14 protein-coding genes and 1 rRNA gene (1 of these 15 cut by a window edge) are annotated in these 13361 nt (G+C 58.5%); 9 read left to right on the plus strand and 6 right to left on the minus strand.

The window, feature by feature from the left end; all coding sequences use genetic code 11:
• Together AB4O25_RS15740 and tyrS are read right to left on the minus strand one after the other, a co-directional pair.
• Positions 1-651 (minus strand): 16S ribosomal RNA (locus AB4O25_RS15740); it reaches 886 nt to the left of the window's first position.
• Between the two features lie 496 nt (positions 652-1147).
• Positions 1148-2347, minus strand: a complete 1200-nt coding sequence (gene tyrS / locus AB4O25_RS15745) for a tyrosine--tRNA ligase (protein WP_116078257.1) — start codon at positions 2345-2347, stop codon at positions 1148-1150.
• 208 nt (positions 2348-2555) lie between these two features.
• Between tyrS and AB4O25_RS15750 the strand changes: the two genes are divergently transcribed.
• Positions 2556-3974: a peptidoglycan DD-metalloendopeptidase family protein gene (locus AB4O25_RS15750; protein ID WP_065879390.1), complete on the plus strand. Its 1419-nt coding sequence runs from the start codon at positions 2556-2558 to the stop codon at positions 3972-3974.
• A 3-nt stretch (positions 3975-3977) separates the two neighbouring features.
• The gene (locus tag AB4O25_RS15755) at positions 3978-5069 is read left to right on the plus strand and encodes an anhydro-N-acetylmuramic acid kinase (RefSeq protein ID WP_460149748.1); all 1092 of its coding nucleotides are present in this window, start codon (positions 3978-3980) and stop codon (positions 5067-5069) included.
• Positions 5070-5135: 66 nt separating this feature from the next.
• Here the strand turns inward: AB4O25_RS15755 and erpA are convergent, their stop codons facing one another.
• The gene (erpA, locus tag AB4O25_RS15760) at positions 5136-5486 is read right to left on the minus strand and encodes an iron-sulfur cluster insertion protein ErpA (protein WP_003176443.1); all 351 of its coding nucleotides are present in this window, start codon (positions 5484-5486) and stop codon (positions 5136-5138) included.
• Positions 5487-5651: 165 nt separating this feature from the next.
• A complete protein-coding gene (gene argC, locus AB4O25_RS15765; protein WP_017530833.1) occupies positions 5652-6686 on the minus strand; it encodes an N-acetyl-gamma-glutamyl-phosphate reductase in 1035 nt (344 codons plus the stop codon).
• 135 nt (positions 6687-6821) lie between these two features.
• Between argC and hemJ the strand changes: the two genes are divergently transcribed.
• From hemJ to coq7, 6 genes are all read left to right on the plus strand, one after another.
• Positions 6822-7250, plus strand: coding sequence for a protoporphyrinogen oxidase HemJ (gene hemJ / locus AB4O25_RS15770; RefSeq protein WP_460149749.1), 429 nt, complete (start codon positions 6822-6824; stop codon positions 7248-7250).
• Positions 7251-7275: 25 nt separating this feature from the next.
• Entirely contained in the window at positions 7276-8238 is a 963-nt protein-coding gene (locus AB4O25_RS15775) for an NAD(P)H-dependent flavin oxidoreductase (RefSeq protein ID WP_460149751.1), read from the plus strand.
• A 70-nt stretch (positions 8239-8308) separates the two neighbouring features.
• Positions 8309-9274, plus strand: a complete 966-nt coding sequence (locus tag AB4O25_RS15780; protein ID WP_460149752.1) for a DUF805 domain-containing protein — start codon at positions 8309-8311, stop codon at positions 9272-9274.
• A gap of 61 nt (positions 9275-9335) precedes the next feature.
• Positions 9336-10124 (plus strand): SDR family NAD(P)-dependent oxidoreductase, encoded by a 789-nt coding sequence (locus AB4O25_RS15785; protein WP_017530829.1) that lies wholly within the window; start codon positions 9336-9338, stop codon positions 10122-10124.
• A gap of 46 nt (positions 10125-10170) precedes the next feature.
• Positions 10171-10509, plus strand: coding sequence for a histidine triad nucleotide-binding protein (locus AB4O25_RS15790; RefSeq protein ID WP_005792015.1), 339 nt, complete (start codon positions 10171-10173; stop codon positions 10507-10509).
• Positions 10510-10625: 116 nt separating this feature from the next.
• Positions 10626-11273, plus strand: coding sequence for a 2-polyprenyl-3-methyl-6-methoxy-1,4-benzoquinone monooxygenase (coq7, locus tag AB4O25_RS15795; RefSeq protein WP_017530828.1), 648 nt, complete (start codon positions 10626-10628; stop codon positions 11271-11273).
• Positions 11274-11334: 61 nt separating this feature from the next.
• On the opposite strand, the gene AB4O25_RS15800 is transcribed toward coq7, so the two are convergent.
• A complete protein-coding gene (locus AB4O25_RS15800) occupies positions 11335-11757 on the minus strand; it encodes an OsmC family protein (protein ID WP_003176451.1) in 423 nt (140 codons plus the stop codon).
• A gap of 246 nt (positions 11758-12003) precedes the next feature.
• On the opposite strand from AB4O25_RS15800, the gene crp reads away from it, so the two are divergent.
• On the plus strand, positions 12004-12648 hold the full coding sequence (gene crp / locus AB4O25_RS15805) for a cAMP-activated global transcriptional regulator CRP (protein WP_017530827.1): 645 nt from the start codon (positions 12004-12006) through the stop codon (positions 12646-12648).
• Here the strand turns inward: crp and AB4O25_RS15810 are convergent.
• Entirely contained in the window at positions 12645-13340 is a 696-nt protein-coding gene (locus tag AB4O25_RS15810) for a lipoate--protein ligase family protein (protein WP_068936421.1), read from the minus strand. The genes crp and AB4O25_RS15810 overlap by 4 nt on opposite strands.
• Positions 13341-13361 lie beyond the last annotated feature (21 nt).

Raw genomic sequence — 13361 nt, forward strand, 5'->3', positions numbered from 1 at the left:
ACTCTAGTCAGTCAGTTTTGAATGCAGTTCCCAGGTTGAGCCCGGGGATTTCACATCCAACTTAACAAACCACCTACGCGCGCTTTACGCCCAGTAATTCCGATTAACGCTTGCACCCTCTGTATTACCGCGGCTGCTGGCACAGAGTTAGCCGGTGCTTATTCTGTCGGTAACGTCAAAACAATCACGTATTAGGTAACTGCCCTTCCTCCCAACTTAAAGTGCTTTACAATCCGAAGACCTTCTTCACACACGCGGCATGGCTGGATCAGGCTTTCGCCCATTGTCCAATATTCCCCACTGCTGCCTCCCGTAGGAGTCTGGACCGTGTCTCAGTTCCAGTGTGACTGATCATCCTCTCAGACCAGTTACGGATCGTCGCCTTGGTGAGCCATTACCTCACCAACTAGCTAATCCGACCTAGGCTCATCTGATAGCGCAAGGCCCGAAGGTCCCCTGCTTTCTCCCGTAGGACGTATGCGGTATTAGCGTCCGTTTCCGAACGTTATCCCCCACTACCAGGCAGATTCCTAGGCATTACTCACCCGTCCGCCGCTCTCAAGAGAAGCAAGCTTCTCTCTACCGCTCGACTTGCATGTGTTAGGCCTGCCGCCAGCGTTCAATCTGAGCCATGATCAAACTCTTCAGTTCAAACATCTTTGGGTTTTTAAGAAACCCTAAACTTGGCTCAGCAATCGTTGGTTACATCTTTGATTTCTCGCGGAGTAACTTGTGATGCTGATAATCTTGTTGACTATCAGTCTGACTCCACAAGCACCCACACGAATTGCTTGATTCAGTTGTTAAAGAGCGGTTGGTTAAGAGCTTTCGTCTCAACCGAGGCGCGCATTCTACAGCAGCCTCATTTGCTGTCAAGCGGTTATTTTCAGAAGCTTTCGAAGATTTCTTCAACAACTTCAACCACTTGCGCTTCCGATCTCTCGTCAGCGGGAGGCGAATTCTACAGCGTTACACGCTGCTGTCAACACCTCTTTTTCAACTTCCTTTTGGCTTCGATGAACTGAAGCAACTTGCTGCCGAAAACTGCGTAACTCATTGTTTACCAAGGAGTTTTCCGCTTCGACTGCGCCGGAAGTGGGGCAAATTATAGACAGATATAATTCGCCGTCAACCTCTAATTCAGGACTTATTCGGATTTTAGCGTAATACGCGCAAATGCCTTCTTCCCAGCCTGGCAAACGTGGGTCGCGCCAAGCCCGTATATAAAGGTGCGATCGACCACCTCGCCATCTATACGCACACCACCGGAACCCAACAGATCACGCGCCACGGCAGAGTTCTTCACCAAACCTGCCTTATTAAGGACAGCAGCAATCGGCATTGCCTCGACAGCCGACAGCTCAATCTCCGGCAGATCATCCGGCAACTCCCCATCCTTCATGCGATTGCCCGCCGCGCGATGAGCATTGGCTGCAGCCTCTTCACCGTGGAAGCGCGCAACAATCTCTTCGGCCAGCTTGATTTTCACATCACGCGGATTGGCGCCAGCCTCAACATCAGCACGCAGCGCGTTGATCTCTTCCATCGAACGGAAGCTAAGCAACTCGAAGTAACGCCACATCAGCGCGTCGGGAATGGAGACCAGCTTGCCGTACATCACACCCGGCGCCTCCTGAATCCCCACATAGTTACCCAAAGACTTGGACATCTTCTTGACGCCATCCAACCCTTCCAGTAACGGCATGGTCAGGATGCACTGAGCTTCCTGACCATAAGCACGCTGCAATTCTCGCCCCATCAGCAGGTTGAACTTCTGATCGGTACCGCCAAGCTCTACGTCGGCCCGCAACGCCACAGAGTCATACCCTTGGACCAACGGGTACAGGAACTCGTGAATCGCGATTGGTTGATTGGTGGAGTAGCGCTTGTCGAAGTCGTCACGCTCCAGCATTCGCGCAACGGTGTACTGGGAGGTCAGGCGAATGAAGTCCGCCGGCCCCATTTGATCCATCCAAGTGGAGTTGAACGCAACTTCGGTCCTGGCCGGATCGAGAATTTTGAACACCTGAGTCTTGTAGGTCTCGGCATTATCGAGCACCTGCTCACGGGTCAGCGGCGGACGCGTGGCACTCTTGCCACTCGGATCTCCGATCATTCCCGTGAAGTCACCAATCAGAAAGATGACTTGATGCCCCAGTTCCTGGAACTGACGCAGCTTATTAATAAGCACGGTATGGCCCAGGTGCAGATCCGGCGCCGTCGGATCAAAGCCAGCCTTGATACGCAGGGGCTGGCCACGCTTGAGCTTTTCAATCAGCTCGGCCTCGACCAACAGTTCTTCCGCACCACGTTTTATCAGCGCTAGCTGCTCTTCAACCGACTTCATAACAGACCCGCAAGGCTCAGATTCAAAAGGGAACCAACCATACAAGATCAGGGACTAATTACAAGTTTTGCCCTGCGTACGGACACCGTTCAGCAAGCCCAGCGTTCGCGAGCTTGCGCCACAGATGATTTGGTTATATTTTATACAGTTATTTCATCTTCATCATGTCATTCATCTTTTCCATTTCATCTTCAAAGTCAAATTACCTATGACCACTGAACCGTCTAAAGCGCCGCCGCTTTACCCGAAGACCCACCTGCTCGCCGCAAGTGGTATCGCCGCCCTTCTCAGCCTGGCACTCCTGGTATTCCCTTCCAGTGACGTAGAAGCCAAACGAACATCCCTGAGCCTTGACTTGGAGAGTCCAGTTGAACAACTGACACAAGATCAAGACGCCTCCGACGCACAACAAGCCACAAATACCCCAGCCGAATCGCCGTTCGCCCAGATAGAAAGCACGCCTGAAGACACGCAGCAAGCCGTGCAGGATCAACCAAAGCCCGCAGCAGATGCCGCCAAAAACGCCCAACACCGCGAAGTGATCGTGGCGAAAGGCGATACGCTTTCTACCCTGTTCGAGAAGGTAGGCCTCCCCTCTGCCACCGTTAGTGAAGTGCTGGCCAGCGACAAGCAAGCCAAGCAGTTCAGCCAGCTCAAACGCGGCCAGAAACTTGAGTTCGAACTGACGCCGGACGGCCAGCTGACCAACCTGCACAGCAGTGTCAACGACCTCGAAAGCATCTCCCTGACCAAGGGCGCCAAAGGTTTTGCCTTCAACCGCATCACCACTAAACCCGTCATGCGCTCTGCGTACGTCCACGGCGTAATCAATAGTTCGCTGTCGCAATCCGCCGCGCGCGCAGGCTTGTCCCATAGCATGACCATGGACATGGCCAGCGTGTTTGGCTACGACATCGACTTCGCCCAGGACATCCGCCAGGGTGATGAATTCGACGTAATCTACGAGCAGAAAGTCGCCAACGGAAAAGTCGTCGGCACCGGCAACATTCTTTCCGCACGCTTCACCAACCGCGGCAAGACCTACACAGCCGTGCGCTACACCAACAAGCAAGGCAACAGCAGCTATTACACGGCTGATGGCAATAGCATGCGCAAGGCCTTCATCCGTACCCCGGTGGATTTCGCTCGTATCAGCTCGCGTTTCTCCATGGGTCGCAAGCATCCAATTCTGAACAAAATCCGCGCCCACAAAGGCGTCGACTATGCCGCCCCGCGCGGCACGCCTATCAAGGCTGCCGGTGACGGCAAGGTGCTACTGGCCGGGCGTCGTGGCGGTTACGGCAATACCGTAATCATCCAACATGGCAACACCTACCGTACGCTGTATGGCCATATGCAAGGCTTCGCCAAAGGCGTGAAGACCGGTGGCAACGTGAAACAGGGCCAAGTGATTGGCTATATCGGCACCACCGGCCTGTCCACTGGCCCGCACTTGCACTATGAGTTCCAGGTCAATGGCGTGCACGTCGACCCGCTGGGCCAGAAGCTGCCGATGGCCGACCCGATCGCCAAGGCCGAGCGTGCGCGCTTCATGCAACAGAGCCAGCCACTGATGGCGCGCATGGACCAAGAGCGCTCCACCCTGCTGGCCTCGGCGAAGCGCTAAGCCATGCCGCTCTATATAGGTGTGATGTCCGGGACCAGCCTCGATGGCCTGGATATCGCCCTGATCGAACAAGACTCGGCGATCAAGCTGATCGCCACTCACTACACGCCAATGCCCGATACCCTGCGCGCCGAGCTGCTGAGCTTGTGCGCCAGCGGCCCGGATGAGATCGCCCGCTCGGCGATTGCCCAGCAACGATGGGTACGTCTCGCCGCCGACGGCATCAACGCACTGCTCATCCAGCAAAAACTCAAGCCCCAGGCCATTCGCGCGATCGGCAGCCATGGCCAGACTATCCGCCACGAGCCAGCTCGGGGCTTTACCGTACAGATCGGCAACCCGGCGTTGCTCACCGAGCTGACGGGTATCACCGTGGTCAGCGATTTCCGCAGCCGCGATGTGGCCGCCGGCGGCCAGGGCGCACCGCTGGTGCCTGCGTTTCATGAAGCACTGTTTGGCGAGAGCACCGGCAACCGGGCGGTATTGAATGTCGGCGGTTTCAGCAACCTCAGCCTGATCGAGACCGATAAACCCGTAGCGGGCTTCGACTGCGGCCCAGGCAATGTCCTGCTCGATGCCTGGATACATCGCCAACGTGGCGAGCACTTCGACCGCGACGGTCAATGGGCAGGCAGCGGCAAGGTCGAACCCCAGTTGCTCAGCACGCTGCTCAGCGATCCATTCTTCCTGACCAAAGGCCCGAAAAGCACCGGTCGTGAAGTGTTCAACCTACATTGGCTGCAACAGCACCTCGGCCAGTTGCCAGCGTTTCAACCCGAGAACGTCCAGGCGACGCTGCTGGAGCTCACCGCACAGACCATCGTCGAGTCCCTGAAAACGGCGCAATCCGAGACCCAAACCCTGCTGGTCTGTGGCGGCGGCGCCCATAACACGACCTTGATGAACCGCCTGGCGGCCCTGCTGCCCTCTACCCAGGTGAGCAGCACTGCCGCCTACGGTGTAGACCCGGACTGGGTCGAAGCCATGGCCTTCGCCTGGCTGGCTCATTGCTGCCTGGAAGGCATAGCCGCCAATCGCCCCAGCGTCACCGGCGCGCGCGGGTTACGAGTACTGGGCGCAATTTACCCAGCCTGAGCTACAGACAGCAAAACGCCGCTTGGCCTTTAAAAGCCAAGCGGCGTTTTTTGTTTGCAGCATCGATCAGATCGAGAACGAAGACCCGCAACCACAGGTGGTGGTGGCGTTAGGGTTCTTGATCACAAAACGCGAACCTTCCAGACCTTCCTGATAATCCACCTCGGCACCCGCCAGGTACTGGAAGCTCATCGGGTCTACAACCAGGCTCACGCCCTCGCGTTCAACGATAGTGTCGTCATCGGCCACATCTTCATCGAAGGTAAAACCGTACTGAAACCCTGAACAACCGCCGCCCGTAACGAATACGCGCAGCTTCAAGCGATCATTACCCTCTTCATCGACCAGGCTCTTCACCTTGTGCGCAGCACCGTGGGTGAATTGCAAAGCCGTGGGGGTGAAGGATTCAACGCTCATGCTGATAATCTCCCGGCGTAGCGCCGCCATATGCGTAATGGCAGGCATTATCCGCTTCTCCTAGAAAAGCGGTCAACTATTGTTACGGTATATCAATCCGCTTCGCCGCTATTAAAAACACAAAAGGCCCAATTAACGGGCCTTTTGCACCATCCGCCAAGCGACTTAAGGCAACATGCCAGCGTGGGACAACCCAAGCTTTTCATCCAGGCCGAACAGGATGTTCATGTTCTGCACTGCCTGGCCCGACGCGCCCTTGACCAGGTTATCGATCACCGACAGCACCACCACCAGGTCACCGTCCTGCGGGCGATGCACGGCAATCCGACATACATTGGCGCCACGCACGCTGCGAGTCTCCGGGTGGCTGCCGGCCGGCATGACGTCGACGAACGGCTCGTCGGCATAACGTTCTTCAAACAGCGCCTGCAAGTCGACCGAGCGATCGGTGACCGTCGCGTACAACGTGGAATGAATGCCACGAATCATCGGTGTCAGGTGCGGCACAAAGGTCAGCCCCACCTCCTTGCCCGCAGCACGGCGCAGGCCCTGGCGAATCTCCGGCAGATGGCGATGCCCCTTTACCGCATAGGCCTTCATGCTTTCTGACGTCTCGGAATACAGCGACCCCACCGCCGCGCCCCGGCCTGCACCGCTGACACCCGACTTGCAGTCTGCGATCAGCCGCGAAGTATCCGCCAGCCCCGCTTCGAGCAATGGCAGGAAACCCAATTGTGTCGCCGTCGGATAGCAACCCGGCACCGCGATCAGGCGTGCCTGCTTGATCTGCTCACGATTGACTTCCGGCAAGCCGTACACGGCCTCTTCCAACAGCTGCGGCGCACCGTGCGGCTGGTTGTACCACTTGGCCCATTCATCGGCGTCCTGCAGACGGAAGTCCGCCGACAGGTCGATCACCTTGGTGCCGGCAGCCAGCAACTCACCGGCCAGCGCATGGGCAACGCCGTGGGGCGTGGCAAAGAACACCACGTCACAGGCGCCAAGCGTCTTGATGTCCGGCACGCTGAACGCCAGGCCATCGTAGTGACCTCGCAGGTTCGGGTACATATCGGCCACTGCCAGGCCGGCCTCGGATCGGGAGGTAATAACCACCACCTCAGCTTGCGGATGCTGAGCCAACAGACGCAGCAATTCGACACCGGTATAACCCGTGCCGCCGACGATACCGACCTTGACCATAAACCTGCCCTCAACGAACCACTGGAAAGCCGTCGATAATAGGGGCCACATCGTTTTGCGACAACCGCCAACGTGACGTACGGATGCATGAGCCACTACTATCTTCAGTTACCGTGAACCTGGGAATAACTAAACATGCTCTATCTATGGGTCAAAGTCTTCCATATCGTCAGCATCGTCTGCTGGTTTGCCGGGCTGTTCTACCTGCCACGCCTGTTCGTCTACCACGCCCAAAGCGAAGACACCGTCAGCAAGGAGCGCTTCAGTGTCATGGAGCGCAAGTTGTACCGCGGCATCATGGGCCCGGCGATGCTTGCCAGCCTGGTGTTCGGCATTTGGCTGATCGCCCTCAACCCGGGCATCTTCAGCATGGGCGGCTGGATTCACGCCAAGCTGACCCTGGTAGTGCTGCTGATCGGTTATCACCATATGTGCGGCGCACAGGTAAAACGCTTCGCCCGTGGCGAAAACACCCGCAGCCATGTCTTTTATCGCTGGTTCAATGAAGTGCCGGTTCTGATATTGCTGGCTATCGTAATTTTGGTCGTGGTCAAACCGTTCTAATTTCAATTACCTGGGGTACCTCCATATGTCGCTGCCCACTCTGCTTGAACAACGACTGCGCCTGCCGGTAGTGGCCGCGCCGATGTTCCTGATTTCCAACCCACAACTGGTCCTGGCCTGCTGCCGCAATGGTGTGGTCGGAAGTTTCCCGGCCCTCAACCAACGCGAAAGCAGTGGTTTCAAGGCCTGGCTGGAAGAAATCGAAGCGGGCCTGGCGCAGTTGGACAACCCCGCGCCTTACGCCGTGAACCTGATCGTGCACAACAGCAACCCACGGCTGGAGGCGGACCTGGCGATCTGCGTCGAGCATAAAGTGCCGATCATCATCACCAGCCTGGGCGCAGTAAAAGAACTGGTGGATGCGGTGCACAGCTATGGCGGCCTGGTATTTCACGATGTCACCACGCGGCGCCACGCCGAAAAGGCCGCTGAAGCGGGTGTCGATGGCCTGATCGCTGTCGCGGCGGGCGCCGGTGGGCATGCGGGTACCTGGAGTCCATTCTCACTGATTGCCGAGATTCGCCAGTTCTTCGATAAAACCCTGCTGCTGGCTGGCTGCCTCAACCATGGCCATGAGATCCTCGCCGCGCAGTTGTTGGGGGCGGACCTGGCATATTTCGGCACACGCTTTATCGGCACGACTGAAAGCCAAGCCCCAGATGCGTATAAAGAGATGCTGCTCACAGCGCGCGCCGCCGACATCGTGCACACTCCCGCAGTCTCCGGCGTGCCCGCAAGCTTTATGCGCCAGAGCCTGGAAAATGCCGGTTTTGATCTCGCCTCTCTGCAAGGCAAAGGCGAAGTCAACTTCGGCTCCAAGCTCAAGCCGCTGAGCGACGAAGCCAAGGCCTGGAAGACCGTATGGTCGGCCGGCCAGGGCGTCGGTGAGATTAATGATTTGCCCAGCGTCGATGAACTCGTCGCCCGCCTGGATGCCGAATACCGCAAGGCACGCGAGCAGGCGGTACAGTTGCGCTGGCCACGCTGAACCCATCGCATGGTCTGTCTATTGAACAGACCTGCATTCCCCCCATTGATTGAATGACAAGGATGCCCGTATGAGCGACAACCGTTTCAAGATTGTGTTTGATGGAGCCTTGCTCCCGGGTGTCGAAAGCACCACGGCCAAGCTGAACCTGGCCGAACTGTTCAAAAGCAGTGTCGAGGATATCGAGAAACTCTTCACCGGCCGCCCGGTTGCACTGAAACGCGACCTGTCCCGCCCCGATGCCGAAACCTACCTCACCGCGTTGAAAAACGCCGGGATAGATGCGCGTATCGAAGCCGAACAACCCGTGGCATTCAGCCTGGCCGAAACCCACGAGACGGACTCCGGTGCCGCTGATTTCTCGCGCCCCGCCGCCTCACCCTACGCGCCGCCGCGTGCAACCGTGGGTGAGAACCTGCCGGAATACGCCGAACTCAAAGTCTTCACCATCAACGGGCGTATCGGTCGCCTGCGGTACCTGGCATGGACGCTGGTGCTGACCGTCGCAATGCTCGTGGCCGCCGGCATCATCAGCACCGTGGGCTTCGCCATCGCAACTGCGTCGCCGACCATAGCCATCATTCTCGGCTCGCTGCTGGGTTTCGCGCTGTTCGTTGCGCTGGTTGTGGTGAGCGTGCAGATCGGTGTGCAACGCCTGCATGACTTGGGCTGGTCAGGCTGGCTATACCTGCTCAACCTGGTGCCGCTGGTAAACAGCATTTTCCCGCTACTGCTGCTGGTGCTGCCAGGTAACGCGGGCGCCAACCAGTACGGCGCACCGCCTCCGCGCAACTCCACCGCGGTGAAGGTACTTGCCTCGTTGTGGCTGGCGTTCATTCCGTTGATGCTCATCATCGTGGTCTCGCTGGGCATGAACGGCTACCTGGACCAACTCGAATCCAACGTGGACAGCAGCTACGAAAGCAGCTCCATCACCTCCGACGAAGACGCCGACCAAAGCGTGATCGCCGAGGAAGAAGACGCGCAAAGTGCTGACGAAGCAGCCGAACCTGTAGACTCCCCCGAAGAACAGTAAAGAAAACGCCCCCATCCGTGATGCCTCCATCATCGATGGGGGCGTTGCGATGGAGAAAGGCATGACCCGTTACGCTCTGATCACCGGTGCCTCCAGCGGCATCGGCCTGGCACTGGCCGAAGCGTTGGCCCGCCGCGGCCGTAGCTTGATTCTGGTGGCCCGCCAGCGTGATCAGTTGGAAAGCATTGCACTGGAACTGACTCAACGCTTCGGCGTCGAGGTGCTGATTCGTGCCTGCGACCTGGGCGAGCCGCTGCGCTTGTCCGGGTTCCTGCTGGAGCTTGAGGAAGGCGAGCGGCAGATCGACTTGCTGGTCAATTGCGCCGGTATCGGCACCAGTGGGCCGTTCCTGGCCCAGGACTGGATGACCGAACAAGACCTCATCGAAGTCAACATCCTCGCCCTGACCCGCATGTGCCACGCCCTGGGCAATACCATGGCGCTGCACGGCGGCGGGCAAATCCTCAATGTCGCTTCGGTTGCCGCCTTCCAGCCCGGCCCGTGGATGAGCAGCTACTACGCCAGCAAGGCCTATGTGCTGCACTTCTCCGAAGGCCTGCGCGAAGAACTGAAGAGCTGCGGCATCCAGGTTTCGGTCCTTTGCCCTGGCCCTACGCGCACTGCGTTCTTCGACACCGCGCAAATGGACACCGCCAAGCTCGACCGCAGCGAGCAGTTGATGAGCCCCGAAGAAGTCGCGCTGTACACCGTGCGTGCATTGGACAAAAACAAAGCCATCATCATTCCCGGTCGCCGCAACCGCTGGTTGGCCTTCAGCCCGCGCTTGAGCCCACGCTGGCTTACCCGCAAGATTGCCGGCGCGATCAACAAGGCCTATTGCCCACGCTGATCGCCTGAGTACACTCACCCTGCACATTCATAATGGAGAAACAGCTGTGGATACTCTGTTCACCAAGATCATCAACAGAGAAATACCTGCGAAGATCATCTACGAGGATGACCAAGTCCTGGCCTTCCACGATATTGCCCCTCAGGCGCCCGTGCATTTTCTGGTGATTCCGAAGAAGCCGATCCGCACGCTCAATGACCTCACGGAAGAAGACAAGGCACTGGCCGGGCACATCCTGTTCACCGCCCAACGCCTGGCCGTGGAACAAGGTTGCGAGAAAGGCTTTCGCGTGGTGATGAATTGCAATGAAGATGGCGGGCAGACCGTCTATCACATTCATATGCATGTGCTGGGGCAGCGTCAGATGAACTGGCCGCCGGGCTGACAGGCCTCCCAAACGGATCGCAGCGCCGTGCTGCGACCCCATGCCCTTGACTCAGCGCAAACGCGCGCCCCTCTCTTGCGGTAAACTGGCCGCCGAGATTACTCCCGGAGGTCAGCATGACTACCCAACGTCACTACTCGCCGATTGATCGTCTATTGCTGCAAGCCGACACGGCCATGCGCACATTGCTGCCCTTCAGCGGCCAGCCCTACCGTCCGTCGCCGGCCATCGTGCAGCCCGACGCGCAGATGAGCCAGACCGAGACCCGACATGTCGCCGGCCTGATGCGCATCAACCATACCGGCGAAGTGTGTGCCCAGGCGTTGTACCAGGGCCAGGCCCTGACCGCCAAACTGCCTCAAGTGCGCGCGGCCATGGAGCACGCAGCCGAGGAAGAAATCGATCACCTGGCCTGGTGCGAACAACGCATTCGCCAACTGGGCAGCCATCCCAGCGTGCTAAACCCGCTGTTTTACGGTTTGTCATTCGGCATAGGCGCGGCAGCCGGCTTGATCAGCGACAAGGTCAGCCTCGGCTTTGTCGCCGCGACCGAACATCAGGTATGCAAGCACCTGGATGAACACCTGGAGCAATTGCCGGCGGAAGACGAAAAGTCCCGCGCAATTCTCGAACAGATGCGCATCGATGAAGAACATCACGCCGAAAGCGCGCTGGATGCCGGCGGCTTTCGCTTCCCGGCGCCCGTGCGGTTCGGCATGAGCCTGCTGGCCAAGGTCATGACCAAAAGCACCTACCGCATCTGACCCAAACCGCAGCTGAAAAAAAGGGCGCTATCAAAGCGCCCTTCTTTTTGCCAATGCGTCATCAGCCCAGCTCGATAATCTCGTAGTCATGGGTGATGGCCACTCCGGCCGCGCCAAGCATGATCGACGCCGAGCAGTACTTCTCCGCCGACAGTTCAATCGCACGCTTGACCTGCGCCTCTTTCAGCCCCCGGCCCTTCACCACGAAATGCATGTGGATCTTGGTGAACACCTTGGGATCCTCCGTGGCGCGCTCGGCTTCCAGGAAAGCTTCGCAGCTTTCCACGGCCTGACGGGATTTCTTCAGGATGCTGACCACGTCGAAATTGCTGCAACCGCCTACGCCGAGCAGGAGCATTTCCATCGGGCGTACGCCCAGGTTACGGCCACCGGCTTCCGGCGGGCCATCCATGACCACTACGTGACCGCTGCCCGATTCACCGAGGAACATGGCTTCGCCCGCCCATTGGATGCGTGCCTTCATCGCCCAGACTCCACTGCTAAAAAAGGGTCGCCAGCTTAGCACAGGGCCCGCCGGCGTCAGCGTTTCCCACAAAAGCGATCAATTGCAGGGCTTCCTGGGAAAATTGGCTAATCGAGACAGAATGTGTCTGTTAAGCTGGCGCCAAATCGATGGCGTATTGCCACCCTTTATACAGCGCCTATCAATGCCGATAGCGCTGCAGATAACAACTCAAACCACCTCGCGCTGCCTTTTCGGGATACAACCATGGTTGCTCTTACTCCCATACCCAAGATCAAGAATCTCGACAAGCTGTTGACGCACTGCCAGCGCCGGCGTCACCCGGCCAAGCACAACATCATCTGCGCCGGCGAACGCTCCGAAACACTGTTCTTCATTATCAAGGGCTCGGTCACCATCCTGATCGAGGACGAAGACGGCCGCGAGATGATCATCGCCTACCTCAACACCGGAGATTTTTTCGGCGAACTGGGGTTGTTTGAACAAGCGGGCAAGGAGCAGGAACGCAGCGCCTGGGTGCGGGCCAAGGTCGAGTGCGAAGTGGCCGAGATCAGCTACAGCAAATTTCGCGAGCTGGCCCAGCAGGACCCCGACATCCTCTACGCCCTCAGCGGCCAGATCGCCCAGCGCCTGCGAGATACCACGCGCAAGGTCGGCGACCTGGCGTTCTTTGACGTCACTGGCCGGGTGGCCCGCTGCCTGCTGGAACTGTGCAAGCAACCCGACGCCATGACCCACCCGGATGGCATGCAGATCAAAGTCACGCGCCAGGAAATCGGGCGCATTGTCGGCTGTTCACGGGAGATGGTCGGCCGCGTGCTCAAGGACTTGGAGGAACGCAACCTGGTGCACGTCAAAGGCAAGACAATGGTGGTGTTCGGCACCCGTTAAACCGGCAGGAAGCTGGCCAGCATCTGACGGTACAAGGTGTCCAGCCGACTGATCGCATCCGGCGCGGGGAACGCTTCGTGCAGGGCGATATGGCTGTCGGCGCGAACACGCTGCTCAAGGCCACAAGCCTCGTTGAAGCGGTTGACCGCTGCGATCAATGCCTCTCGATCGTTATCCAGCAGCAAGGCGCCATGCACCAACCCCACCGGTCGGCCACCGATTTGGCGCCAGCGCTGGGCCGTGCCGACCATTTTGCGGCCGTCGAGATTGACGTTATAGCGACCGTCGCAGAAGGCGCCGTCGATTTCACCCACCGAGGCATCGCCGCCCAATTCGATCAACAAGTCGCAGATCGGCTGGCATAAGCGCTGGTAACCGGTTTCGATACGGCCCTGATCGCCTTCGCTGCGCGGTGGCGCGTAGACCAAGGCGATATTCACCGTGGCAGCCGACTGTGGCACCGGCTCGCCACCGGTTTCGCGCAGCAGCACGGGCCAACCGGCGTCGGCCGAGACCCGGCTGGCAGCTTCAAACGTCGGCAGCCGGCTCAACCGGCGCGGCATCACCAAGGCTCGGTCGCTGGGTTGCCAGAACAGCAGGCCGAATTCCTGTTCACCTGCACACACGGCAGCCAGTAGCGCTTGCTCAGCGGCAAGCCCTGCTTCGACAGTCATCGACACTGGCTGGATCATCGAACACCCACCTCGCTGAAT

The sequence above is a fragment of the Pseudomonas sp. S3_A03 genome (assembly GCF_054668275.1).

Bases quoted from the DNA above. Each gene is read 5' to 3' on its own strand.
- tyrS (WP_116078257.1), bottom strand. From the start codon at position 2,347: ATGAAGTCGGTTGAAGAGCAGCTAGCGCTGATAAAACGTGGTGCGGAA.
- AB4O25_RS15750 (WP_065879390.1), top strand. From the start codon at position 2,556: ATGACCACTGAACCGTCTAAAGCGCCGCCGCTTTACCCGAAGACCCAC.
- AB4O25_RS15755 (WP_460149748.1), top strand. From the start codon at position 3,978: ATGCCGCTCTATATAGGTGTGATGTCCGGGACCAGCCTCGATGGCCTG.
- erpA (WP_003176443.1), bottom strand. From the start codon at position 5,486: ATGAGCGTTGAATCCTTCACCCCCACGGCTTTGCAATTCACCCACGGT.
- argC (WP_017530833.1), bottom strand. From the start codon at position 6,686: ATGGTCAAGGTCGGTATCGTCGGCGGCACGGGTTATACCGGTGTCGAA.
- hemJ (WP_460149749.1), top strand. From the start codon at position 6,822: ATGCTCTATCTATGGGTCAAAGTCTTCCATATCGTCAGCATCGTCTGC.
- AB4O25_RS15775 (WP_460149751.1), top strand. From the start codon at position 7,276: ATGTCGCTGCCCACTCTGCTTGAACAACGACTGCGCCTGCCGGTAGTG.
- AB4O25_RS15780 (WP_460149752.1), top strand. From the start codon at position 8,309: ATGAGCGACAACCGTTTCAAGATTGTGTTTGATGGAGCCTTGCTCCCG.
- AB4O25_RS15785 (WP_017530829.1), top strand. From the start codon at position 9,336: ATGACCCGTTACGCTCTGATCACCGGTGCCTCCAGCGGCATCGGCCTG.
- coq7 (WP_017530828.1), top strand. From the start codon at position 10,626: ATGACTACCCAACGTCACTACTCGCCGATTGATCGTCTATTGCTGCAA.
- AB4O25_RS15800 (WP_003176451.1), bottom strand. From the start codon at position 11,757: ATGAAGGCACGCATCCAATGGGCGGGCGAAGCCATGTTCCTCGGTGAA.
- crp (WP_017530827.1), top strand. From the start codon at position 12,004: ATGGTTGCTCTTACTCCCATACCCAAGATCAAGAATCTCGACAAGCTG.
- AB4O25_RS15810 (WP_068936421.1), bottom strand. From the start codon at position 13,340: ATGATCCAGCCAGTGTCGATGACTGTCGAAGCAGGGCTTGCCGCTGAG.